Origin of the sequence: Bacillus sp. 17RED48 (assembly GCF_019837545.1) — a bacterium.
GTDB lineage: Bacteria > Bacillota > Bacilli > Bacillales > Bacillaceae_G > Bacillus_A > Bacillus_A wiedmannii.
In genome coordinates this window covers 263667-288162 of sequence record NZ_JADAXG010000002.1, presented here as the reverse complement: position 1 = coordinate 288162, position 24496 = coordinate 263667, and the positions used below count along the sequence as shown (strand labels likewise).

Annotated in this window: 29 protein-coding genes; 21 read left to right on the top strand and 8 right to left on the bottom strand. The window is 35.7% G+C overall.

Annotation, left to right across the window (positions count from 1 at the left end; translation table 11 throughout):
• Nucleotides 1–69 precede the first annotated feature (69 nt).
• The gene (locus tag ILT06_RS08105) at nt 70–870 is read right to left on the bottom strand and encodes a flagellin N-terminal helical domain-containing protein (RefSeq protein WP_154131551.1); all 801 of its coding nucleotides are present in this window, start codon (nt 868–870) and stop codon (nt 70–72) included.
• Nucleotides 871–1127: 257 nt separating this feature from the next.
• Nucleotides 1128–2474: a flagellin N-terminal helical domain-containing protein gene (locus ILT06_RS08100; RefSeq protein WP_154131552.1), complete on the bottom strand. Its 1347-nt coding sequence runs from the start codon at nt 2472–2474 to the stop codon at nt 1128–1130.
• A 256-nt stretch (nt 2475–2730) separates the two neighbouring features.
• On the opposite strand from ILT06_RS08100, the gene ILT06_RS08095 reads away from it, so the two are divergent.
• The 17 genes from ILT06_RS08095 to ILT06_RS08015 all read left to right on the top strand — a co-directional run bounded on the left by ILT06_RS08095 (nt 2731) and on the right by ILT06_RS08015 (nt 16379).
• The gene (locus ILT06_RS08095; RefSeq protein WP_154131553.1) at nt 2731–3516 is read left to right on the top strand and encodes a lytic transglycosylase domain-containing protein; all 786 of its coding nucleotides are present in this window, start codon (nt 2731–2733) and stop codon (nt 3514–3516) included.
• A 62-nt stretch (nt 3517–3578) separates the two neighbouring features.
• Nucleotides 3579–3803, top strand: coding sequence for a flagellar motor switch protein FliN (locus ILT06_RS08090; protein WP_000775712.1), 225 nt, complete (start codon nt 3579–3581; stop codon nt 3801–3803).
• 14 nt (nt 3804–3817) lie between these two features.
• On the top strand, nt 3818–4804 hold the full coding sequence (gene fliM / locus ILT06_RS08085) for a flagellar motor switch protein FliM (RefSeq protein WP_098093105.1): 987 nt from the start codon (nt 3818–3820) through the stop codon (nt 4802–4804).
• Nucleotides 4805–4814: 10 nt separating this feature from the next.
• Nucleotides 4815–5174 carry a flagellar motor switch protein FliN gene (gene fliN, locus ILT06_RS08080; protein ID WP_000680010.1) on the top strand — a complete coding sequence of 120 codons (360 nt, stop codon included), beginning with the start codon at nt 4815–4817 and terminating at the stop codon, nt 5172–5174.
• A 12-nt stretch (nt 5175–5186) separates the two neighbouring features.
• The gene (locus ILT06_RS08075) at nt 5187–5507 is read left to right on the top strand and encodes a hypothetical protein (RefSeq protein ID WP_000121176.1); all 321 of its coding nucleotides are present in this window, start codon (nt 5187–5189) and stop codon (nt 5505–5507) included.
• A complete protein-coding gene (locus tag ILT06_RS08070) occupies nt 5504–6262 on the top strand; it encodes a flagellar type III secretion system pore protein FliP (protein ID WP_001220582.1) in 759 nt (252 codons plus the stop codon). The genes ILT06_RS08075 and ILT06_RS08070 overlap by 4 nt, the downstream gene beginning before the upstream one ends.
• A gap of 33 nt (nt 6263–6295) precedes the next feature.
• Entirely contained in the window at nt 6296–6571 is a 276-nt protein-coding gene (locus ILT06_RS08065) for a flagellar biosynthetic protein FliQ (protein WP_001098085.1), read from the top strand.
• A 15-nt stretch (nt 6572–6586) separates the two neighbouring features.
• Complete coding sequence (locus ILT06_RS08060) at nt 6587–7348, top strand: flagellar biosynthetic protein FliR (RefSeq protein ID WP_001055715.1); 762 nt, start codon at nt 6587–6589, stop codon at nt 7346–7348.
• Nucleotides 7349–7358: 10 nt separating this feature from the next.
• Entirely contained in the window at nt 7359–8405 is a 1047-nt protein-coding gene (gene flhB, locus ILT06_RS08055; RefSeq protein WP_098093107.1) for a flagellar type III secretion system protein FlhB, read from the top strand.
• 24 nt (nt 8406–8429) lie between these two features.
• Nucleotides 8430–10496, top strand: coding sequence for a flagellar biosynthesis protein FlhA (gene flhA, locus ILT06_RS08050; RefSeq protein ID WP_097817754.1), 2067 nt, complete (start codon nt 8430–8432; stop codon nt 10494–10496).
• Between the two features lie 14 nt (nt 10497–10510).
• On the top strand, nt 10511–11830 hold the full coding sequence (flhF, locus tag ILT06_RS08045) for a flagellar biosynthesis GTPase FlhF (protein WP_098093110.1): 1320 nt from the start codon (nt 10511–10513) through the stop codon (nt 11828–11830).
• 42 nt (nt 11831–11872) lie between these two features.
• Nucleotides 11873–12646, top strand: a complete 774-nt coding sequence (locus tag ILT06_RS08040) for a flagellar basal-body rod protein FlgG (RefSeq protein ID WP_098093112.1) — start codon at nt 11873–11875, stop codon at nt 12644–12646.
• 167 nt (nt 12647–12813) lie between these two features.
• Nucleotides 12814–14112 (top strand): NtaA/DmoA family FMN-dependent monooxygenase, encoded by a 1299-nt coding sequence (locus ILT06_RS08035; protein ID WP_154131554.1) that lies wholly within the window; start codon nt 12814–12816, stop codon nt 14110–14112.
• A 177-nt stretch (nt 14113–14289) separates the two neighbouring features.
• The gene (locus tag ILT06_RS08030) at nt 14290–15126 is read left to right on the top strand and encodes a TrmB family transcriptional regulator (protein WP_098103342.1); all 837 of its coding nucleotides are present in this window, start codon (nt 14290–14292) and stop codon (nt 15124–15126) included.
• A complete protein-coding gene (locus ILT06_RS08025; protein ID WP_149174138.1) occupies nt 15119–15844 on the top strand; it encodes an AzlC family ABC transporter permease in 726 nt (241 codons plus the stop codon). Before ILT06_RS08030 ends, ILT06_RS08025 begins: the two co-directional genes overlap by 8 nt.
• On the top strand, nt 15835–16146 hold the full coding sequence (locus ILT06_RS08020) for an AzlD domain-containing protein (RefSeq protein ID WP_000425942.1): 312 nt from the start codon (nt 15835–15837) through the stop codon (nt 16144–16146). The genes ILT06_RS08025 and ILT06_RS08020 overlap by 10 nt, the downstream gene beginning before the upstream one ends.
• A 62-nt stretch (nt 16147–16208) precedes the next feature.
• On the top strand, nt 16209–16379 hold the full coding sequence (locus tag ILT06_RS08015; RefSeq protein ID WP_064476524.1) for a DUF3951 domain-containing protein: 171 nt from the start codon (nt 16209–16211) through the stop codon (nt 16377–16379).
• A 25-nt stretch (nt 16380–16404) separates the two neighbouring features.
• On the opposite strand, the gene ILT06_RS08010 is transcribed toward ILT06_RS08015, so the two are convergent.
• From ILT06_RS08010 to ILT06_RS07990, 5 genes are all read right to left on the bottom strand, one after another.
• Nucleotides 16405–16764, bottom strand: coding sequence for a hypothetical protein (locus ILT06_RS08010; protein ID WP_081257380.1), 360 nt, complete (start codon nt 16762–16764; stop codon nt 16405–16407).
• An 11-nt stretch (nt 16765–16775) separates the two neighbouring features.
• A complete protein-coding gene (locus ILT06_RS08005; protein ID WP_103655421.1) occupies nt 16776–17369 on the bottom strand; it encodes a dienelactone hydrolase family protein in 594 nt (197 codons plus the stop codon).
• 2 nt (nt 17370–17371) lie between these two features.
• A complete protein-coding gene (locus ILT06_RS08000; RefSeq protein WP_064476522.1) occupies nt 17372–17707 on the bottom strand; it encodes an antibiotic biosynthesis monooxygenase family protein in 336 nt (111 codons plus the stop codon).
• A 185-nt stretch (nt 17708–17892) separates the two neighbouring features.
• Nucleotides 17893–18072, bottom strand: a complete 180-nt coding sequence (locus tag ILT06_RS07995) for an H-type small acid-soluble spore protein (RefSeq protein ID WP_001025744.1) — start codon at nt 18070–18072, stop codon at nt 17893–17895.
• A gap of 66 nt (nt 18073–18138) precedes the next feature.
• Complete coding sequence (locus tag ILT06_RS07990) at nt 18139–19353, bottom strand: helix-turn-helix domain-containing protein (RefSeq protein WP_222655007.1); 1215 nt, start codon at nt 19351–19353, stop codon at nt 18139–18141.
• Between the two features lie 118 nt (nt 19354–19471).
• Here ILT06_RS07990 and ILT06_RS07985 point away from each other — a divergent pair, with 118 nt between their 5' ends.
• Nucleotides 19472–20740: an MFS transporter gene (locus ILT06_RS07985; protein ID WP_098111815.1), complete on the top strand. Its 1269-nt coding sequence runs from the start codon at nt 19472–19474 to the stop codon at nt 20738–20740.
• Nucleotides 20741–20866: 126 nt separating this feature from the next.
• Nucleotides 20867–21391, top strand: a complete 525-nt coding sequence (locus ILT06_RS07980; protein WP_222655006.1) for a hypothetical protein — start codon at nt 20867–20869, stop codon at nt 21389–21391.
• A 40-nt stretch (nt 21392–21431) separates the two neighbouring features.
• On the opposite strand, the gene ILT06_RS07975 is transcribed toward ILT06_RS07980, so the two are convergent.
• A complete protein-coding gene (locus ILT06_RS07975) occupies nt 21432–22325 on the bottom strand; it encodes a LysR family transcriptional regulator (RefSeq protein ID WP_098111814.1) in 894 nt (297 codons plus the stop codon).
• 163 nt (nt 22326–22488) lie between these two features.
• Between ILT06_RS07975 and ILT06_RS07970 the strand changes: the two genes are divergently transcribed.
• On the top strand, nt 22489–23481 hold the full coding sequence (locus ILT06_RS07970; protein ID WP_064476518.1) for an ABC transporter ATP-binding protein: 993 nt from the start codon (nt 22489–22491) through the stop codon (nt 23479–23481).
• Nucleotides 23459–24484 (top strand): ABC transporter substrate-binding protein, encoded by a 1026-nt coding sequence (locus tag ILT06_RS07965; RefSeq protein WP_222655005.1) that lies wholly within the window; start codon nt 23459–23461, stop codon nt 24482–24484. Before ILT06_RS07970 ends, ILT06_RS07965 begins: the two co-directional genes overlap by 23 nt.
• Nucleotides 24485–24496 lie beyond the last annotated feature (12 nt).

The window sequence follows — 24496 nt, the reverse complement described above, 5'->3', positions numbered from 1 at the left end:
AGATACATAGTGTATATGTATTTCCCTTTTGTTTTGTATGGAATCGTTTCAAAGAAGGAAGATGATTTTTTAAGATTGTAGTAGCTTGGAAACCATTTGTGGTATTTGATTTGCTTGTGAAACCATACTGAGTGCAACTTCAGTTAACAATTTAAACTTTAAAAAATCGCTCATTTCCTGCGCCATATCCGCATCTTCAATTCGAGATGCAGCATCTGTTAGGGCCATACTTTGGCTATTTAAATTTTCAATATTAAACTGTAAACGATTCATCATAGCACCGAGATCAGCACGATGAAGTGATACATTTTGTAAAGCTTCTTCAATTTTACGAATTGCAGCTCTTGCTTCTTGTTCTGTTGAAATCTTGATGTCATGTTGTGTAGGGGAAGGAGGAATATGGTTCGTTATATTTACTGTATGACCAATATCATCTAATATAACAGGACGGTTTTGGCTGTCGAACACGGATAAATCATTAAACTCAGTCGTCTCATCAATATAGCCAATTTGTTCTGTTAAAGATTGAAACTCTTTATTTAGTGAATCACGGTTTTTATTTGAATTTGTACCATTTGCAGATTGAACAGCTAAATCGTGCATACGTTTTAAAATGTTTGTAACAGTTTGAAGTGCAGCTTCGGCTGTGCGAAGCATCGATATTGCATCCTCATTATTACGAATTGCCACGCGCATACCACTCGCTCGTGCATGCATACGAGTCACAATTGCAATATTGGCTGGATTATCAGAAGCATGGTTTAACTTCTTACCAGTCGCCAAATGCTCCATTGCAACATTCATACGTTTTTCATTCTCATATAGCGATTGCCTAGCATTCATACTCAAGACATTCGTACCAATACGCATAATATACACTCCTTATTTTATAAATTCATATATATAGTTTTAAAGCCGATAAACAGCTATGAAAAGAAAAAAGGACTTATGCTTATCTTCTAGTTGTGTTTTAACATAAGGGGAGAGATAGGGATTGACCGCTTCTACGCAACATGGATGCTCTATCCTACCTAAAAAAGAAAGGTTTTACAAATAATTCATTTATATAGAAAAAATAAACCTCTCCGCAAGCAGAGAGGTTTATTCATGAAGCTAACTCAAATGGCTTATTGTAATAACTTAGAAACCATTTGTGGCGTTTGGTTTGCTTGAGAAAGCATGCTGATTCCAGCTTCGTTCAAGATTTTGAACTTAGTCATTTCAGACATTTCTTTCGCCATATCAGCGTCTTCGATTTGAGAAGCAGCTGAAGCCATACTAGCAGACTGACTCTTAAGGTTGTTTACGTTAAAATCAAGACGGTTTAATGTAGCACCTAAAGTTGCACGATTGTCAGCAACTGTTTTTAATGCAGCATCAATTTTACTTACCGCATCTAATGGAGTACCATTTGTAGCAGCAGCTTTAGCAGCATCTAGTTTTACAACTAAGTCTTTAGAAGCTGGATCTTTTTCCATTGCTTCTTTAGTAGAGTCTAATTTTTGCTTATTAGCTACATTACTTGTGTCTTTTTCATAAGCCATTTTAGCTTCAAGGTATGCTTTAGCTTTAGGGTCAGCCATAGCATCAGTTTTAGCAGTATTATACGCGTCAACTAATCCTTTAGCAGTAGTATCTGCTGTTGATTTAGCTGAAGCCATAGTAAGTTCAGCTTTTTTACCATTTTCAGCCGCTTCTAGAGTGTCAAATTGTTCACCTAATTTTTTAGCATCAGCATTAGCATCCATAGCAGTTTTAGCAGCAGCTTTACCACCTGGTGCTGCTTCAATATAAGCTTTAACTAGAACTGCAGCATCTTTCTCAGCACCTGCAGGGCCAGCAGCTAATGTGTCGATTGATGTTTTAAAAGCAACAGTATCAGCTGAAGCTTTGTCGAAAGCTTCACTTGCTTCAACAGTAGCTTTAGCAAGTGGATTCGCAGAAGCGCCAATTGCTAATTCTTCGATTCCAAGAGATTTTAAAGAAGCTGATTTTAAGTCAATACCAATTTGTTGGTTACCATCTGAAGAGTCTAATGTTTGAATGTTAATAGATGAATTAGACTGTAATAGATTTTTATCATTGAATTGTGTGTTATCTGCAATGTAAGTAATTTGTTTTTGCAGTTCAGCAAATTCTTTTTGCATTGCAGCTTGGTTATCAGATGTATTTGTTCCGTTTGCAGATTGGTTTGCAAGGTCACGCATACGAAGTAAGATGTTAGACACAGAACCTAATGCTGAGTCAGCTGTACGGATTAATGACATACCATCTTGTGTGTTGTTAGCAGCTACGTTTAGACCGCTTTCACGAGCACGCATACGAGTTGCGATTGCAAGACCTGCTGCATCGTCAGAAGCGTTGTTGATACGTTTACCGCTTGATAAACGGTCCATAGAATTGCTCATTTTTGCTTGATTTTGACGCATGTATTCTTGCGTACGTAAACTGTTAATGTTTGTATTAATTCTCATGTTAAGAACCCCCATTTTTTTATATTGACTTTTCTGCAAATTGAAAAACGGTAATATGCGAAAAAATCAATTTCGAGATTTATTGTAATCCTTGCTACAATGGGTGTCAACTAAAAATTCGAATTAATAAATATAAAAAAATAACAGTTTAACAATTTAGTCGTTTTTTTATTACAATATTATTAAAAGGATTATTGCAAACTTTAAAAAAAAACTCTAATATTAGATTATCTTTGTTTACCGAAAAGGTGATATTATGTTAGTTGGAAATATAGTAAAAGAAGTGCTTGCATATAAGAAAGGACAAATTCAGCAAAAGCTAAGTAGTCCACAAGCATTCGTTAGTAGTCGTTTTCAAGAGAAGTTGCAGAGTGAACCTGCGAAGGAGACGAAGGGTACTACGCAGCCGGCAAAGGTAGAGGATATGAGTCAGCCGGTACAATCTACGAAAATAGAAACGGTCGTAAATAAACCGGAACAATCTATTCATAAAGTAGAGGAAGCGAGTAAGCCTGAAGAAAAAGCTGAAACGAAGAACGTAGATGAAGTGCAAGTCGCACAAAAAGAGTTTGAACGACGTTTCCCAGAAACGAAAAATGAGGCTGCTGATACGTGGGAATTAACGAAGAAGTATAATATTCAAAAAATACGTTCTTCCAATGAGGGGAAGTATGAGGATATTATTGATCGCACTAGCCGTACATACGGAATTCCGAAAACGTTAATTCAAAAAATGATTGAAGTAGAGTCTAATTTTAATCCGAAAACGGTGTCACATGCAGGTGCGATGGGTCTTATGCAGCTTATGCCAGCGAATGTGAAAGAGATGGGTATAAAAAATCCATTTTCACCAGCTGAAAGTATTGAGGGCGGTGTGAAAGAGTTAAGCGGTTATTTAAAGAAAAATAACGGCGACTTAGTATTGGCACTTGCTTCTTATAATGCTGGCCCTGGTAATGTGAGAAAGTACGGAGGCGTACCACCATTTAAAGAAACGCAAGGATATATTAAAAAAATATTAAATATCGACGTTTCAAAATAAGAAATTTCATATATAGAGAGAACATGAAATTTTCGTGAACATGATATGGGAGTTGGCTAGATTTGAAATTACAAGATGATATTCCGTTAACAATTTATTTTGAAATCGGAAATACGAAAAAGAAAATTGAAGATTTGCTTCATATTACGAAAGGTACATTGTATCGTCTTGAAAATTCAACGAAAAATACGGTGCGTCTTATGCTTGAGAATGAAGAGATTGGAACCGGAAAGATTTTGACGAAAAACGGGAAGATGTACGTTGAAATCGTTGAATTGAAAAGGTAGGGAAGGGGATTGTCATGAGTGGCGAAAAATTAAGCCAAGAGCAAATTGATGCCCTGCTGAAGGCGGTAAATGAAGGCGAGGAAATGCCAGCTTTCGCACAAGAAGCAGGGAAGCAAGAGAAATTTCAAGAGTATGATTTTAATAGACCGGAGAAGTTCGGTGTTGAGCATTTACGTAGCTTGCAAGCGATTGCTTCTACATTTGGTAAACAGACGTCACAGACGTTGGCAGCGCGTATGCGTATTCCAATTGAGCTTGAGCCTTCAACGGTTGAGCAAGTTCCGTTTACGAGTGAGTATGTGGAGAAAATGCCGAAAGATTATTATTTATATTGCGTTATTGATCTTGGCCTTCCAGAGCTTGGAGAAATTGTTATTGAGATTGATTTAGCGTTCGTTATTTATATTCATGAATGTTGGCTTGGTGGAGATAGTAAGCGTAACTTTACGATGCGCAGACCACTTACCGCATTTGAGTTTTTAACACTGGATAATATTTTTATGCTCCTTTGTAAAAATTTAGAGCAATCATTTGAAAGTGTTGTGGCGATTGAACCGAAATTTGTAACGACGGAGACAGATCCGAATGCATTAAAGATTACGACAGCGAGTGATATCATTTCATTACTGAACGTAAATATGAAAACAGATTTTTGGAATACGACAGTGCGTATCGGTATTCCGTTCTTATCTGTTGAAGAAATTATGGATAAGTTAACGTCTGAAAATATTGTCGAACATTCTTCGGATAAACGTAAGAAGTATACGTCTGAAGTGGAAGTGAAAGTAAATCAAGTGTATAAACCTGTTCACGTTGCAATTGGTGAGCAAAAGATGACAATGGGTGACATTGAACAAATTGAAGAGGGAGATATTATTCCGCTTCATACGAAAGTTTCGGATGAATTACTTGGTTATGTAGATGGAAAGCATAAATTTAATTGTTTTATTGGAAAAGATGGAACGCGTAAGGCGCTCTTATTTAAAAGTTTTGTAGAGTAGGAGGATCCATATGAAACATGAAGTATCTCCTGTGTCATTAATGGGATTAGAAGATTTTGCAGGGAAGCGAAATGAAGCAGGTAAAGCACATATTGATACTGTTTCAGACATTTCGATTGAACTTGGTGTAAAGCTTGGGAAGTCATCTATTACGCTCGGTGATGTGAAACAGTTAAAAGTGGGCGATGTTCTGGAAGTAGAGAAAAACCTAGGACATAAAGTAGATGTGTATTTAAGTAATATGAAAGTCGGTATCGGTGAAGCAATCGTAATGGACGAGAAGTTCGGTATTATCATTTCTGAAATTGAAGCCGATAAGAAGCAAGCTGCGCTTATGAAAGCGCAAAGTCAAATGCAAGATAAAGAGTAGAGGAGGAGTCATATGTCGTATATGACGACCTTATTTCAAGTCGTTTTACTGTTTGGTGCGCTCGGCTACGGTGCATATTATATGACGAAAAAGACGCGCAAGCAGCAGTTTTTTAAACAAGGTGAAAATGGCCATATTCAAGTGAAAGACGGCGTGTATTTAAATCATCAAACGAGCGCCTTTTTATTTGAAGTGGATGGCAAGCAAGTGTTCACTGTTATTAGTAATAACGGTGTACAATCTGTGCAATTAACAGGAACAGGAAATCAGTTTCAACAAGCGCTAGAAGACGCGGTGAAGAGTGAAACGAAAAAAGTAGAGGATCCATCATGAGAATAAAGAAACAGTTATCATTATTAGCCGTTATTTTCGTATTTTCTATCGTTTTTTCAATTATTTTTGTAAATCCAGCGTATGCGGCCCCGAACGGTTTTATTAATTTCGAAAATGGAAAAGAGTTTACGAGTAATTCAAGTGTACAATTATTTGCGCTCGTTACCCTTTTATCATTATCTTCTTCTATCGTTCTATTATTTACACATTTTACTTATTTTATGATCGTTCTTGGGATTACACGTCAAGGACTTGGAGTAATGAATTTACCACCAAACCAAGTGCTTGTTGGACTTGCCTTATTTTTATCACTCTTTACGATGCAGCCTGTACTTGGGCAGCTAAAGAGCGATGTGTGGGATCCGATGACGAAAGAGAAAATAACTGTAAGTCAAGCTGCGGAGACGACAGCTCCGATTATGAAAGAGTATATGTCAAAGCATACGTATAAGCATGATTTAAAAATGATGCTGAAAGTGCGCGGAGAAGAGTTGCCGAAAGATTTGAAAGATCTTTCCTTATTTACGCTCGTACCATCCTTTACGTTAACGCAAATCCAAAAAGGGTTGTTAACGGGGATGTTCATTTATTTAGCGTTTGTATTTATAGATTTGATTATTAGTACACTTTTAATGTACCTCGGGATGATGATGGTACCGCCGATGATTTTAAGTTTACCATTTAAAATACTCGTTTTCGTATATTTAGGTGGATATACAAAAATCGTCGACATTATGTTTAAAACGGTCGCCTGAAGCGTTTGATGCTATGTGATAGGAGTCATATAAATGAATACGTCACCAATTATAGATATTTTTCAAACCTTTTTTTATAAAGGGGTTATGATTTTAATGCCGGTTGCCGGTGTAAGTATGATTGTCGTTATTATTATCGCTGTCATTATGGCGATGATGCAAATTCAAGAGCAAACGCTGACGTTTTTACCGAAAATGGCGAGTATCGTACTCGTTATTATCATTTTAGGTCCGTGGATGTTTCAAGAGTTAACGACACTTATTTTAGATTTATTTGATAAAATCCCATCGCTATTGCGTTCCTACTAAGATGGGTGAACTGAAATGAATATGGAATTATGGGCGGCGACGTTTTTTGCGTTTTGCCGCATTACTTCATTTTTATATTTTTTACCGTTTTTCTCAGGTCGATCCATTCCAGCGATGGCGAAGGTTACAGTTGGACTTGCTCTTTCGATTACAGTGGCCGATCAAGTTGATGTCTCTCACATAAAGACAACTTGGGACGTTGCAGCTTATGCAGGTACGCAAATTGTAATTGGATTATCGCTTTCAAAAATTGTAGAAATGCTGTGGAATATTCCGAAAATGGCAGGGCATATTTTAGACTTCGATATAGGTTTATCACAGGCAAGTTTGTTTGATGTAAATGCAGGATCACAGTCTACTTTACTTTCAACCATTTTTGATATATTTTTTCTTATTATTTTTATTTCACTTGGCGGCATTAATTATTTCGTTGCCACGATTTTAAAGTCGTTTCAATATACAGAGGCGATTTCAAAATTGCTGACGACTAGTTTTTTAGATAGTCTACTCGCAACGTTATTATTTGCGATTACATCAGCGGTTGAAATTGCTCTTCCGCTTATGGGAAGTTTATTCATCATTAACTTTGTTCTTATTTTAATCGCAAAAAATGCTCCGCAATTAAATATTTTTATGAATGCATTCGTCATTAAAATTACGTGTGGTATTTTGTTTATTGCGATGAGTGTACCGATGCTCGGTTATGTGTTTAAAAATATGACAGATGTATTGCTTGAGGAATATACGAAACTATTTAACTTTTTCTTAACGAAGTAGGGGGACGCGCATGGCAAAGGATAATAAAACAGAAAAGGCCACCCCGCAGAAGCGTAAAAAATCGCGTGAAGAAGGGAATATTGCCCGGAGTAAAGATTTAAATAATTTATTTTCCATACTAGTATTAGCAGTTGTCGTGTACTTTTTCGGAGATTGGCTCGGATATGAGATTGCGAATTCTGTAGCGGTGCTGTTTGATCAAATTGGAAAAAATACAGATTCGACCGAGTATTTTTACTTGATGGGGATTTTATTACTAAAAGTATCCGCGCCAATATTAATACTCGTATACGCTTTTCATTTATTTAATTATATGATTCAAGTCGGTTTCTTATTTTCTTCTAAAGTCATTAAGCCGAAAGCGTCACGTATTAACCCAAAAAACTATTTTACGAGATTGTTTAGTCGTAAAAGTTTAGTAGATATTTTGAAATCACTATTTTATATGGGATTAATCGGTTACGTCGCTTACATTCTGTTTAAAAAGAATTTAGAGAAGATTGTTAGTATGATTGGATTTAACTGGACTGCGTCACTTACTGAAATTATTAGGCAAATTAAATTTATCTTTTTAGCTATTTTAATTATATTAATTGTTCTTTCTATTATTGATTTTATTTATCAAAAATGGGAGTACGAACAAGATATTAAGATGAAAAAAGAAGAAGTAAAAAGGGAGCATAAAGATAATGAAGGGGACCCGCAAGTAAAGGGAAAGCGAAAAAACTTTATGCATGCCATCTTGCAAGGGACAATTGCGAAGAAGATGGATGGTGCAACATTTATTGTAAACAACCCGACTCATATTTCGGTCGTACTTCGGTACAATAAACAGGTTGATGCGGCGCCAATTGTCGTTGCAAAAGGGGAAGATGAGCTCGCATTATATATACGAACGCTTGCCCGCGAACAAGAAATACCAATGGTGGAAAACCGTCCACTTGCTCGTTCTTTATATTATCAAGTCGAGGAAGATGAGACGATTCCAGAAGATTTATACGTAGCTGTAATTGAAGTTATGCGCTATTTAATTCAAACGAATGAACTTGAAGTATAATAGCGCGGTTGGAGGAGATCTCTTGTGTTTAAGATAGATTCTGCAAGAACATATTTTTCTATCTTTTTAGCAGCGTCATTCGTAGTGGCGCTCTTAATTCCACTTCCACCATTTATACTTGATATCGTTATCGTTTTTTTACTAAGTATGTCAGTGCTTATTTATATGCGAGCAACAAGTATTAACGAGTGGGATGAATTAAAGTCATTTCCGACGATGCTGTTATTAATCGGGATTTTCCGCGTATCGATTAACGTATCGACGACGCGAGCGATTTTGACAGACGGAAATGCGGGGCATGTTATTGAAGAGTTCGGTCAGTTTGTAATTGGCGGGAACTTATTAATTGGTATCGTTATTTTCATAGTATTAATCATATTCCAGTTTATCGTTGCAAACGGTGCGTCTCGTACTGCTGAAGTTGCAGCTCGTTTTACACTTGATTCTTTACCCGGGAAACAAATGTCAATCGATGCGGATTTAAACCAGCGTATTATTACTGAAAAAGATGCACAGGCAAAACGAAAAAAATTAAATATGGAAACAGAGTTTTACGGAGCGATGGATGGTGCCGGGAAGTTCATTAAAGGGGACGTTATTTTCGGGATCGTCATTTTATTCGTAAACATTATTTTCGGTTTAATTGTCGGCATAATGCAGCAAGGAATGAGTTTTGCTGAAGCAGCGATTCACTATACACAGTTAACTGTCGGTGACGGAATCGTAAACCAAATCGGTTCGTTAATGCTTGCGATTTCAACAGGTATTATCGTAACACGTGTATTTGATGGTTCAGCGGATACAGTAACAGAAGGTATCTTTAAAGAGTTATTAGCACATGAAGTCGTTGTATATGCGCTTGGTGGTTTATTTATTGCGATGGGTATTTTCACTCCGCTACCATTTCTACCATTCGCACTCGTTGGTGGAACAATTATCTTCTTAGGAATTCGCAATAAAAACCGAATAAAGAAAGAAAAAGAAGACGAGCTTCAAAAAGAATTAGAAATGATTCAAGGCGAAGATGAACAGCTGCAACAAGTGGAAGATTCATTCGGAGTATTTACAGATAAATATCCAATTATAGTAGAGCTCGGTTTAGATTTAGCAGCCCTTGTAAAGCAGAAGATTAACGGGGAAACAGCTCGTGATAAAGTTGTTCTTATGAGGAAGTCGATTATTACCGACCTTGGTATTAACGTTCCTGGCATTAACTTTAAAGATAATACGAGTTTTAGACCACGCGGACGTTACATTATTCGTATTAAAGGTGCGAAGGCAGCTGAAGGTGTTTTAAAATCAGGTTATTTATTAGCACTGAAAACACCGAATGTAATGGCAGATTTAGATGCAGAACCAGCGAAAGATCCAATTTTCGGTGAAGATGGATATTGGATTTTAGAGCATATGGTACAAGATGCACAAATGAAAGGCTATCAAGTATTAGAGCCACTTAGCATATTAATTACACATTTAGATGTTGTCGTTAGACGTAATCTTCATGAGTTAATTCAGCGTCAACATGTAAAAGACTTAATTAACTCGCTTGAAAATGATAACGGTGTTTTATTAGAAGAGATTAAGAAGAAAGAAATCGACTTATCACTCGTTCAAAATGTTATTAAACAACTTCTAAAAGAAGGTATTTCTATTCGTGATTTACCAACCATTATTGAAGGTATTATTGACGGAAAAGAAATTTATCAAAACCATGTAGACGGTGTAACGTCATTCGTCCGTGAATGTATTTCAAAAGTTATTTGTGAAAATGCGAAAAATCCTGACGGTAAAATTTATGCGGCGCTCTTCTCAGATTCAATCGAGTTAGATGCGGATGTTGTAAATAATTCATACCAAGGTTACTTATTAAACTGGGATTTAGATCTAGAAACACGTGTTGTTGAACAAGTACAGCGTGTCTTTAAACAAGCTCGTTTAATGGGAAGAGAACCAGTATTGTTAACGCGTAGAAAAGATTTCAGATTTGCGATTGTAAGACTTCTTGAGCGTTATCAAGTAGAAGCGCAAGTACTTTGTATTAGCGAATTAGCACCGGAAATTGTTGTAGATCAAATTGCCTATATTGAATAGTAGGGGGTGAAGTAATGGAAAGTACAGAAAAGAAAGAAGCGTTAATGCGAATAAAAGCAGCTTCGAAAAATGAATTGTATCGAAAGTTATTTGACCAATATGGTACAGATTATTATTACGTTGTCGATGAAAGTGTAAAACGAAACATCCCGTTTTTTTGGAAAAAGAATTATGAAATGTTAGTTGCTTTTCCAGAGGATAAACAGGAAGAAGTGAATGAAGCCACAGCTCAATTTCACGAACAATTAATGGATGTTGTAAATGATCCTTCAGAACAAATTGTGAAGGCGAACGGAATTCAATCGGTACTGCACAATTTAGAAAACGTGACGACTTCTATGTCATATGCGGCGATGCAAACAGGAAATAGTGAAGAATGGACAAGAAAGAAAGAGAAACTATTAAAGCTGTTTGAAAAAGGTATCGTCGTTGTGAAACAGACGGAAGAAACGAAAGTAGCGAAAGTAACAAAAAAGCAAAAAACTGTGAAAAAAGTTGTTCCGGTCAAGAAAGAAGAAGTGGTTGTAAAAAAAGAAAACCAAGAATCTGTACCGTTTATTATTCAAAAAGTAATTCGCATGCTAGAGCAAAACGATGTAGAACAATACTTCATTCATGCATATGCTGAAAAGTTAAAAGTGAAGTTTGAGAATGCGACGATGATTACAGAAGAAGAAGTGATCGGATACATATTGGAAGATATGAGATCCCATTTCAACACGGAAAACGTTTTTGAAAAAGAAGTACAAACAATAGCATTAATTGGTCCAACTGGAGTTGGAAAAACGACGACACTTGCGAAAATGGCATGGCAGTTTCACGGTAAGAAAAAAACGGTCGGTTTTATTACGACAGATCATTCGCGCATTGGAACAGTACAGCAACTGCAAGATTACGTAAAAACAATGGGATTTGAAGTAATCGCTGTACGTGATGAAGCTGCAATGACAAGGGCGCTTACGTATTTTAAAGAAGAAGCGCGCGTCGATTATATTTTAATTGATACAGCCGGAAAAAATTATCGTGCGTCAGAAACAGTGGAAGAAATGATTGAAACGATGGGACAAGTAGAGCCAGATTATATTTGCTTAACGTTATCAGCTTCGATGAAAAGTAAAGATATGATTGAAATCATTACGAATTTTAAAGATATTCATATTGATGGTATCGTATTTACGAAATTTGATGAAACAGCAAGTAGTGGTGAATTGTTGAAAATTCCAGCAGTATCATCAGCTCCAATTGTATTAATGACAGACGGACAAGACGTGAAACAACATATACATATCGCTACAGCTGAACATTTAGCGAAACAAATGTTACAAACATCGTAGAAAAGAGGTGAAGGATAAGGCAACTGCCTTATTCAAACGAGTATGAACGGTCTTTATATAGGTTCTATGGGTATGATGAATTATATGCAGCGCATTAATGTTCATTCGAATAACGTTGCAAATGCTCAAACGACAGGATTTAAAGCAGAAAATATGACTTCTAAAGTATTTGATGTACAAGATACATATCGCCGTGGTGATGGAGCTGTGACAAATATCGGTTCGGTCGATTACGCTGTAGTACCAGCCGCAACGCATGTGAACTTAGTACAAGGAAATATACAAATGACAAATAGTGCTACAGATTTCTTTTTAGATGACGGTACGTCTGGCGCAGCTTCGTTTTTCGTTACATCTAAAAATAATGAAACGTTTTTAACAAGAGACGGTAGTTTTACAGTAAATAGTGATCGTTATCTGCAAACAACTTCAGGTGCTTTCGTAATGGGTGAGAATAATGAACGTATTCGTATTCCAGAAGGAGCAAAGGTAGCTGTACAAGCAGACGGTACGTTATATGATGCGGTGACGCAAAATAATATTGCTCGCCTGCAAACAAAAACAGTAGGTGCAGAAGCGAATAATCGTCTCGTACAAAGAGAGAACAAAAGCTTTACTCTAGCAGAAGGAAACATTGCTGATTTACCGAACGGGGTAGGGACAGTAAAAAATCATATGCTAGAAAATTCAAATGTAGATATGACGAAAGAGATGGCTGATCTTATGACGGATCAAAAAATGATTTCAGCGTCACAACGCGTTATGACTTCATTTGATAAAATTTATGAAAAAGAAGCGAATGAAATATTGAGATAGGAGACTTCCGTTAGCGGGAGTCTTTTTTTATTGCTTTTATTACAGTTACCCCATAAAATGATATTGATAATCATTATCAATTTATCTGTTTGTATAAGAATAGAATTTTATAATGATAGCAACATTTATTTAACTAGATGAATTAAAAATAAGGGGATGGTGTGTATATGTCTACAAAAAAACAACTTTGCATTGGGTTATGTTTAATTTCGAGAAAGAAAGAAGAAGACTGTATATTTGATTCAGGAATTGATGAACAAGTAGAGTTAGCGAAACAGGCAGAACAGGCTAAGTTAGATTTTGTTTTTAAAGCAGATTATTTAGTGGCGCACCCGGATTTAATTGCTCGTAATAAAGGGAATGTCATTTTAGATCCGACATTACTGTTTACTGCTATTGCTTATGCAACAGAAAAAATTGGAGTCGTTACGACTGCGTCAACTTCGTTTTACCCACCATATATATTAGCGAGGCAATTACAATCTTTGAACTGGATTAGTAAAGGCCGAGTAGGGTGGAATATTGTTACATCCATTGACGGCGCTGAAAACTTTGGTGAGGAAGGAATGTCATCATCTGAGGAACGATACGCCAAAGCGGCAGAATGTACAGCGTTAGTAAGAAAACTTTGGGGGAGTCACCCGAATGAAGTATTGAAAGTAGATAATCCTGATGTTATTAGAGAAATGGTAAAGCCTATTGAGCATAATGGTGAATACTTTAAGGTGAAAGGTCCACTTAATATTCCGCAGCATATTTCAGGGGAAATGCCATTATTTCAAGCTGGTGCTTCAGAGTCAGGACGGAATTTTGCTGCTTCTGTTGCGGATGCAATTTTTGCTGCAATGCCAGATGTAGAGTCAGGAATGGAACTGCGTCAAGATTTAAGAAGAAGAGCAGAACAGCATGGCCGAAAGCAAGATGATATACGCGTATTACCTGGATTATATTTCTTTATTGGTGATACATATGAAGAAGCGTTAGAAATGCATAGGCAAGCACATCAACATCTCACAAAAGAGAAGAGATTCTCGTTACTCGAAATGGTTCTCGGATTAGACGTTAGAGGGATTCCGCTAGAAAGTAAGATTACGGAAGAGATGCTGCCAAGTCGGAATCAAGCTGTTCGCAGTAAAACTCATGCCGAATTATTACGGAACTACATTATTAAAAATGAACCAACTGTTGAACAAATACTAGAACGACCAGAAGTTGTTGGCTCCGCCCATTGGGTCGCGGTTGGTACACCACAAGACGTTGCGAAACAAATTATAGATAGATTTGAAGCAGGGGCGTTAGATGGATTTATTGCTATTCCAGGAGGACCGCCAAAGTCACTAAATCTATTCTTTAGTGAAGTTATTCCTTTATTCGTGAAGGCCGGTGTATTTAGGGAAGAGTATACAGGCTCTACTTTACGGGAGCATTTAAGGGGAAAGTCGCCAAAAACTTTGCAGTTAAAATAACAGGAGTGTTATGTACAAAAAGCCTTTCATAAGAAGGCTTTTTATTTTTGGATTAAATTTCAGAATTATCAATTGACTTTGTGGGTCTGTTTTTTTATATTAGTAGGTATACTAATAACTACTAATAAACATGTATCGTTTTGAGATGAGAGTTATATAGAATGTGAGGGATTGCTGATGGATGAAATTATAAAGGAATTACAAAAGTTAGGTTTTTCCCAGTACGAATGTAAAGCGTATATTGGACTATTAAAACATTCCCCAGTAACCGGGTATGAAGTGAGTAAGCAAACAGGGGTACCGCGTTCGATGATTTATGAAGTACTCGGTAAATTGATGGATAAAGGAGCGGTGCATATCGTTCCTACTGAACCAGTGAAATATGTACCAGTACCAGCTACGGAGTTAATGGATCGAATGCGAAAAGATTTTGAAAATTCCTTTGAATTTTTAGACCGAAAATTAAATTGTTTAGAACAAGAGCGACAAATAGATGTAATTTCGCATATTCGCTCCAATGATCGTGTTGTAAAAGAAATATGCAATATAATTAATAGGGCGAAGGAAGAGCTATGGATTTCTGTTTGGGAAGATCAAGTGCATGAAATTGAGCCATATATTCGTCAAAAGGAAGAGGAAGGTGTACATATATTTTCAATCTTATTTGGCGCTCCCAATACAAAAATAGGTGCGACGTTTCACCATAATTATATGACGCCCCACGTTGTTGAAAAGAGAATGGGTGGTCATTTAACCGTTATTGCTCGTGATGGAGAGGAAGTATTAATTGCGAACTTCTCAAATGATAGCACTTCATGGGCCGTTACAACGTATGACCCAGCTTTAGTTCTCGTTGCTACAGAGTATGTGCGGCACGATATTATGGTTGAAGAAATTACGAAGGAGTTTGGGGCTGATAAGTTAGATACGTTATGGCGTGAAAATATAGATTTAGTTCATGTCGTAACAGGAAAACGAACGATGGAAGGAATGGAGGATGATACGAATGAGTAAAGCTCAGGCCCATGTAGCTTTTCAGAGCGATGATACATTTCAGCAAGGAGTAAAAGATTGTTTACCAACTGTATTTGGTTATTTAAGTATCGGTATAGCAGCTGGTGTAATTGCAAAAACAGCAGGTTTCTCAATCATTGAAATTGCGTTTATGTCCACTTTAATTTATGCAGGTTCTGCCCAATTTATATTAGCTGGTATGTATGCAGCTGGCGCTCCTGCTTCAGCAATTATTTTTACCGTCTTTTTTGTTAATTTACGCCACCTTCTAATGAGTGCTGCCCTTGCACCATACTTTACGAAACTTCCTCTATTAAAAAATGTAATTATCGGTTCTCAAATTACAGATGAAACGTTCGGCGTTGCAGTGCAGCACGCAGCGCAAAAAGGATATGTAGGTGACAGGTGGATGATGGGGTTAAATGTCACAGCATATTTAAATTGGATTCTTGCTACTATTATTGGCGGGCTGTTTGGTGAGTGGATACCAGATCCGCATACATATGGCATGGATTATGCATTACCAGCAATGTTTATCGGATTATTTGTTCTTCAGCTCATAAGTAGTAAACCGAAACTAGCAATTCATCTTACTGTTGCAATTGTAGCGATTATGATCGCATACGTTTCACACTTATTTATGCCAGATAGTATAGCGGTTATTATCGCAACATTACTAGCTGCGACGATTGGAGTTGTAATTGAAAAATGGAAATGAGATTGGACGTACTATTACTTTTACTAGCAGCAGGAGCTGTCACACTCGTGCCACGTATTTTACCTCTACTCGTATTTAGCAAACTACAAATTCCAGACTGGGGTTTAAAATGGTTAAATTACATACCAATTGCGATATTAGCAGCACTTTTAGCCCAAGTATTATTTATGCATGAGACGATGCAGTGGGATTACCTTATCGCAGCAATCCCAACATTTCTTGTTGCGATATATACTCGTAGTTTATTAGGTACAGTATTAACGGGAGTGATTGTGATTATTTTGTTACGTTTCTTTTTCTAAAAAGGATTACGCTCATATAATAGCGAAAGGTGTAATAACATGAAAGATATAGGGGTGGTGTTATGATACTTTTAACGATAGGAGCAATTTTGTTAACGTTGTTTATTTTCTTTATTATCGGCTTCATTACGTTTATGATGTTTGTTGATAAGGCGACACCTCAAATATATTATACACCTTGTGAATCAGTGACAGTGAAAGCTAAAGGTAAACATAGAAGGAAGAAAAGTTGAAAGTTGGCTTTTCTTCCTTTTTCTATTACATCCCCGAAAGAACTAACAACAATAACTCAAATAGAAAACTAATAACGGAAAGAAAACAGATACATATGGAGAACACACGATTATTTCTCCATTCGCGCCAGAAAACGATAAATCCTAAAATACAAAGGAGAAACCAAATGGGCAAGAATATGAATTCGCTAACTTTCTCGGGAGGTAACGTATAAAAAGTTGTTGAATATAAGATCCAATTTGTAAAAAATAAAATGCAAACGATAATAGATTGTAAGTGGGGGCGTTTGAAAAACTCCCCTTTTTTTACAGTTATAAAAATGATAGTTAGCGCTGCGAAAAAGGCAATGAATATGAAAAGAAGTAAGAGTAATGTAAGCGTTATTTGGATTTCCTTTATAAGATTGTTTTTGCAAGAAATGCATCTATTACATTGTATGCCTGCTTTGTAGAGTTCGCTCTATATTTTTCAGTGTACGGATTTAAAAAACCATGTTCACCGTGTAGTTGTTTTATTTCTAATAAAGGATTTTTTTGTTGCTGCAATGTTTGAATGAAAGAGGATACTGAAAAACTAACTTCTTTTTCAGGGAAAATAAGTAAGGTAGCGCATGTAGGTTTTATATGAATATAGTCACGTATACGGGAACCGTAACATCCGATAATAAAATCTATTTTCGGATTGTTACTGCATAGCCATGAGATGGTAGCGCCAACACTAAAGCCGATAAGTCCAATATGTGAATAATTACTTGAAAGAGTATTGATGAATTCTTTAATTTGTTCTTTTCCATCATCAAATCCAATATTATTTACAAAATGTTGATATGCTTTTTCTTCATCACTATAATGAAATGCATGTTGCGATTGTAGAAGATTAGGACAGAATACATCTATATGAGATGAAGTGAAGTGGTGGGTAACGTGATGCATATGGTCGTTCACACCATAAATTTCATGAACAGCAACGAGAGCTAATTTTTTCTCCATCGTTACAATGTACCTCTATGAAACTTAAATTCTTTCTCAACAAGGCAAATACGCAGGTGGAAGTTTTCATACCATTGCTCACGGCCTCTTTTTTTCGCTTCTTTATGTAAGGCGTTCTTTTTCCAATTTTCAATTGCTTCAAGTGATTCCCAATAAGAAATTGTAATGCCGAGGCCCGAATTATCTCGTGCACTTTCTACACCTAAAAATCCAGGTTGCTGTTTCGCAAGTTCCTCCATTGTTTCGGCAACGGTACTATAATCTGTTGTATCATTTGATAAACTAGAAGTGAATATAACTGCATAATAAGGTTTGTTTTTTTCTAAATCAGATTTCATTGTCTTTCCCCCTTAATGTATAGTACAAATAATTAATCCATAGTTTGTATTCTAGCAGGTCACAAAAAGAAAAGAAGTAGAAAATTCTTATTTTTTCATCCCATGTAAAATAGAAGATAGAAGAAATTTATAATAAGTAATCTAAAGGATGAAAAATGCCACTTCAAAAGTCGAAGTGGCATTTTTTATATTTCCTCTAAGCTATTAACTGGAACTGTTAATTCGCGTCCTGGGTTTTTAACTTCATATATGCGGGCGGTTTCATTGCTTTCGTCGACGTGTTGAATCGTAACAGGCATGCCTTGAAAACTGACATTAGCTTGCTCCGCTGACACAGAAAGCTCTTTTGCACGTTGAATATTCATTTATATTCCTCCCATCATTATTATCTTTGCTAAAAAAGAGGAATAATATACCATTTCGAGACATTCTTAAAGTTTTTGTATTATTTGTAATGTTCCTTTAATAAATGAAGAGAAGATGGAATCAGGATAGCTATCTATCGCTTGAACTGCTTCTTTTGCTTCTTTGAGTGCAGCTGTTTTATCTTGAAGTTCTATATAGCAAAGAGCACGATAAGATCCAGCCGTTAATAACCACGATTGATCAAGTGGATGACTCATATAATCTGGTATAGTAGCATGTTTTAATGTTTCCAAAGCGTCCTTATAACGTTTTAAGCCATACAAAGATTTTCCTTTTTCAATATAATACAGTCCATCGTCTTGAAAAATTGGTACATCTTTTAGTTTTTCTCGGAATTGTTCTAAATGTTCTAATGCAATTGTATATTCATTCGTAACGGTATTGTAGTAATAAGCTTTTAATATATGTATATTTGCAGCGGATAAAGTATCTTCTGTAAAAATGGCAAATTGCTCAGATTTTTTTATGTAATATAAATATCTTTCTTTATCAGTTGTAATGATTTTTTGATAAGATAAAATACGGTAAAATTCATCTGTTTTATAATACACTTGGTGTTTTTTTGAAAATGCAAGTGCATCTAAAATGACTTTTTCACATTTTTCATAATTGCCATATGCGAGTAAAATAATTGCTTCTTTTAAATATAATTGTATATGTGTAATAAGATCCATTTCTAAATTCTTCGTTTTATATTCATCGCGAATTTTGGTAATCAACTGTAAACATTCTTTATATTTTTTCCGTTTGTAGAGCATATAGTAAAACAGTAGTTTCGTTTCAGTGCTTTCTCGATATAAAGCATATTTTTCAAATATAGAAACAGCGGTTTCAACGTAAGATTCAATATTATAATCGTTCATAATAGCTGCTCCTGTTAGGAACTGTTTATATAAACGAGCCGTATTTATAGTAGAAGATAGCTCTTTTTGAACAATCGGTAGTAGAGTTTCATATACTTCATCACATTTATTTTCCTTTATGAGTTGCTCCATTTTTGTAATGAGTTCTACAATTTCATCATCGTCTTCCTCTAATAAAAAGCTCGTTTCATATTCAAGTTTTTCAGCAATATATTGTAATGTTTTCATGGAAGGTGTAGCTTTTCCGTTTTCAATTTGACTAAGCATACTTTTTGTCAGTTCCGAACCTGCCAGCTCTGTTTGTGTAAGTTTTTTTTCTTTTCGTAATGCCTTAATTTTTTCGCCGAGAGTTGCCATATTATTGCTCCTTTATCATCAAAAAGTTAAATTGTATTTAACTTTTTGTTGTAAAAATTGGAAAGTTGATTATATAATAAGTTTAACACAATTTAACTTTTAAGGGGAGAAAGTCATTATGGGAGATATAAGTATAGGACAACATGATACAAGAATGAAAGTTGCAACGAGAAATATTATTTTGATGATGATTGGAAAGATGACGTCTTTATTAGGGGCAGGTATTTATACATTCGCAATGGGGTTATACGTATTAAAGACAACTGGTTCAGGGATGGGGTTTGCTATTACGCTCGTTTGCGGATCACTACCAAGGATGATCTGTGGTCCGATTGCAGGTGCTGTAGCTGATCGTGTGAATCGAAAATGGCTTGTCATTGGCACGGATTTATTAAGTAGTGTAACGATGCTTATTATGTTTATTCTTGCTACTATATTTGGACCTTCACTTCTTTTTATCTATATTTCAGCAGCATTATTATCAATTTGTGCAAGTTTTTATTCTGTTGCATTAACTTCGTCTATTCCTAATTTAGTAGATGCGGGGCGTATTCAAAAAGCGAGTGCTTTAAATCAAACGGCAGCTTCTTTATCAAATATTTTAGGGCCAATTATTGGTGGAGTTGTATTTGGTTTCTTTTCAATTAAGTCGTTTTTTTTGTTAAATAGTGTTACGTTCTTTTTAGCAGTTATTTTGCAATTATTTATTGTATTTGATTTATATAAAAAAGAAGTGGCTGAGAGTAAAGAGGATTTCTTGACGAGTATAAAAGAAGGGTTTTCATATGTAAAACGACAGCATGAAATATATGGTTTAATGAAAATAGCATTGTGGGTAAACTTTTTTGCGTGTGGGCTAACCGTTGCACTTCCATACATTATCGTCCATACATTGCATTTATCTTCAAAGCAACTCGGTATCGTAGAGGGAATGTTAGCAGTCGGGATGCTAATGGGTGCGATTGCTTTATCGGTGCGTAAAGAAGTGAATAATCCGTTTCGTTCTATTTATACTGGGCTGTTTTTGTTTGCGGGTTTAAGTTTATGTACAGTCTTCCCATTGGTAGTTACCATTTCAAAAGGGGCAAGTTTTATTTACTATATTGCTTTTATGATGTTAACGGGTATAGCAATTATGATTGTAAATATTCCGATGCAAGTACATATGCAAAAAACGACAGATCCGAGCTACTTAGGGCGTGTGTTTGGCCTACTTGAAACAATTGCTACTGCAATCGCACCACTCGGTATGATTGTATATGGATTATTATTAGATATGTTACCAACTAGCATTGTTATGATGACGATAGGCGGAGGTTTATTGTTAGTTGTATTAGTTGGAGTAAAGCAACATATGGGGAAAAAACAAGTAGGTGTGTCGGCTTAAAAATAAGAAAATAATAAAAATTCGACTTATCATTATAAAAATGACCAAATTAGTATTTTAGTTTTTGAAACTCTTTTTCATGTATGTTACAGTATAGTGAGCAGGCAAAGAAAAGGAGAAAACATCATGAGAAAATTAAGTTTTGTTATGCTTTTTCTGTTAGTCGTAATGGCTGGATGTAGTAATTATGACACATATATAGAAACAGGTATGCAATCGTTGAAAGATGAAAAATATAGTGATGCAACGATGTGGTTTGAAAAAGCGGAAAAAGAAAAGTCAGGAAATGAAGCAAAATCATATAAAGAAATGGCCGAGAAAATGGATCACGGAGCAACAGCATTAAAAGATGGTAAGTATTTAGAAGCAAAAGACATTGCAAATGAAGTGTTGCAAATGAAAAAAGACGATGCACTTGAAACAGCTGTAACATCAAATGCAGAGAATATGCTTCAAAAAGCAAAAGATGTGGAAAAGAAAGTAAATGAAAGAGTGGCAAAGCGGAGAAAGGTAGAAGAAGAGGGAATTGATAAACTGATTAAAGCGGTCGATAGTATAGATGACGTGAAAGAAAAAGAGAAGAAAGTTTCAGAAGCATTAGATAAGGCTGAAGAGGCGCAAGCAAAAATTGAAGCGAAGAAAAATAAATAGAGTTATAGTTTGAAAGGCTGTCGTGTATAACGACAGCCTTTTAATTTTTTGCGGCATAAGAAGTGATGCTATGTAGTAAAAAAGAAATAATTTTAGAATTCCATCTGTCCTCATGATGAATCGTATAAATGTTACGTTGAAATTCAAATCCAGGGATGGGTATGTAGCGTAGTTCATTTCGTTGTATTTCTTGTTCGATAGCGAGTTTAGAAATAAAAGCAATGCCATTACCATATTTTAAAATTTGTTTCATCGTTTCTAATGAATCTAATTCAATTTCAGATTGGAACGTAATGTTATGAGCTAACGTCCATTTTGTAAGTAAATCTCTCGTTGTAGATGGATTACGATGCAATAATATACGTTCCTTTTCGATATCTTGTAGTGATACATTTTCTTTTTTTGAAAAATGATGTTCTTTGGAGAAAGCAAGAACAAGTGTATCAGGCATTACATTTGTCTGTTTTAAAAGGGATTCATCAAACGGTGCTGCAGAAATTACCCCGAGGTCAATTTCATGATTTTGTAGCATCGTTCGAATTTCAGGAGCTGTTTTTACCATGAGTGTTATTTTTATATTTGGAAATTCGCATTGAAATTGGTGAATAATTTCTGGTAAAAGATAAGTCGCTGGTACATAACTAGCGCCAATTGTTATAGCGCCTTTATGAAAATCTTTAAACTCTTGCGTGACCCGCCTAGCTTCTTTCATAAGTGCATCTATTTTACAAGCATAATGATGCAATGCCTCACCAGCCTCCGTTAAGAAATATCTCCCGGATCGTAATTCAAATAAAGGTACACCGAGTTCCTCTTCTAAGCTTTTTATATGGAATGTAATAGTAGGTTGTTTAACACCAAGTTTTTCTGCAACAAGTGTAAGTTTTTTATATTTCCTAATAAGCACTACAATTTCTAATTTTAAGAGATTCATTATGAATTGCCCGCCTTTTTTATTTTAACTATAGAAAAAATCTATAGAAATAAATAGTTTATTAGAAGTTTTTTAATTTAATCTTTACAGTACATTAACATTCAGTATAAATCTTCCAGATAGAATGAAAGCAGGTTAAGAGTGAGGGGAGAGAGGTGAAACGATGGATATTAAAATTCATGGATTAGAAAAGAAGTTTGGAAAAACGCAGGCGTTAAAACCGTTACAAATTGTCATGAAACAAGGTGAATTCACCACACTTTTAGGACCTTCGGGATGCGGGAAAACGACTTTACTTAGAATGATTGCAGGACTTGAAGAGCCAGATAAAGGTGAAATATATTTTGGAGATAAGTGCATGTATTCTGGTGCGAAAAAAATAAAAACATCTCCTCATGAACGTAATATCGGTATGGTATTTCAAGATTTTGCTTTATGGCCGCATATGACTGTATTTGAAAATGTTGCATTTGGATTAAGGGCTACAAAGCAAACGAATCACTTACGAGAAAAGGTAGAAGATGCGATAAAGCGAGTTCGTCTGCAAGGTATGGAGAAAAGATATCCACACGAACTTTCTGGTGGACAGCAGCAACGTGTTGCATTTGCTAGAGCGATTGTAACAAAACCTCATTTTATTTTGTTTGATGAACCGCTTAGTGCACTCGATGCAATTTTGCGTGAAGAAATGCGCTTAGAGCTTATGGATATCGTTCATTCTATTGGTTTAACGGCATTGTATGTCACTCACGATCAGACGGAAGCTATGTCAATGTCAGATCAAATTATTGTCATGAAACAAGGAGAAGTATTACAAAAAGGAACGCCAGAAGATATTTATGTGAAGCCGTCTCATGAATTTGTTGCAAAATTTGTTGGTAAAGCAAATTGGCTTGTAGAGGGTAAACAAATGATTCGTCCAGAGCATGTGAGCTGGACGAAAAATGAAGTGTGTGAAATGTATACAGGTGAAATTCAGCACGTTACATATGTAGGAGAACGATATGAAATGAAAGTAAACATGGGTGCACTTGGAATATGGACAGTTTATCACAATAGTAAATTAAGCATCGGTAAACCAGTATCGTTATATGTGCCAAAAAAATGTATTCATCATATAGGGGGAGAATCGTATGAAGAAATTCAGTTCGCTTAAGTCTTTATTTGTATGTACTTTATTATTTTCGGCTGTAGTAACAGGGTGTAGTTCAAAGACAGGCAATGTAGATGCAAAAAGTAAAACTACGAATGAAAAGAAAATTGTTGTATATAGTGCAGGACCAAAAGGATTAGCAGAAAAGATTCAAAAGGATTTTGAAAAGAAAACAGGTATAAAAGTAGAAATGTTTCAAGGAACAACAGGTAAGATTTTAGCGAGAATGGAAGCTGAAAAGAAAAATCCAGTCGTTGATGTAGTCGTACTTGCATCATTACCATCGATGGAAGGATTAAAAAAGGATGGACAAACGTTAGCTTATAAAGAAGCGAAACAAGCTGATAAGCTTCGTTCTGAATGGTCGGATGATAAAGGACATTATTTTGGATATAGTGCTTCAGCATTAGGAATTGTGTATAACACAAAAAATGTGAAGACAGCGCCTGAAGATTGGAGCGATATAACAAAAGGGGAATGGAAAGGAAAAGTGAATCTTCCGGATCCAGCACTATCAGGTTCAGCTTTAGACTTTGTAACAGGTTATGTGAAAAAGCATGGAAAAGATGGATGGAATTTATTTGAACAACTTAAGAAAAATGAAGTTACAGTATCGGGGGCAAATCAAGAAGCGTTAGATCCAGTAGTAACAGGTGCGAAAGACATGGTCATTGCTGGTGTTGATTATATGACGTACAGTGCAAAAGCAAAGGGTGAACGGGTTGATATTGTTTATCCAAAAAGCGGAACAGTTATTAGCCCACGTGCAGCAGGGATTATGAAGGATAGTAAAAATGTAGAAGGTGCAAAAGAGTTTATTGATTATTTATTATCAGATGATGTGCAAAAACAAGTTGCTAAAGCGTACTTATTACCAGGCAGAACAGATATAAAAGCTGAAAATAGACCGAATGTAGAAGAGATTCCGGTATTACATATTGATTGGAAAACAGTTGAGAAAGAACAAGATGAAATCGGAAAACAATTTAAGAAAGTATTTCAATAAGATGGTGATTAC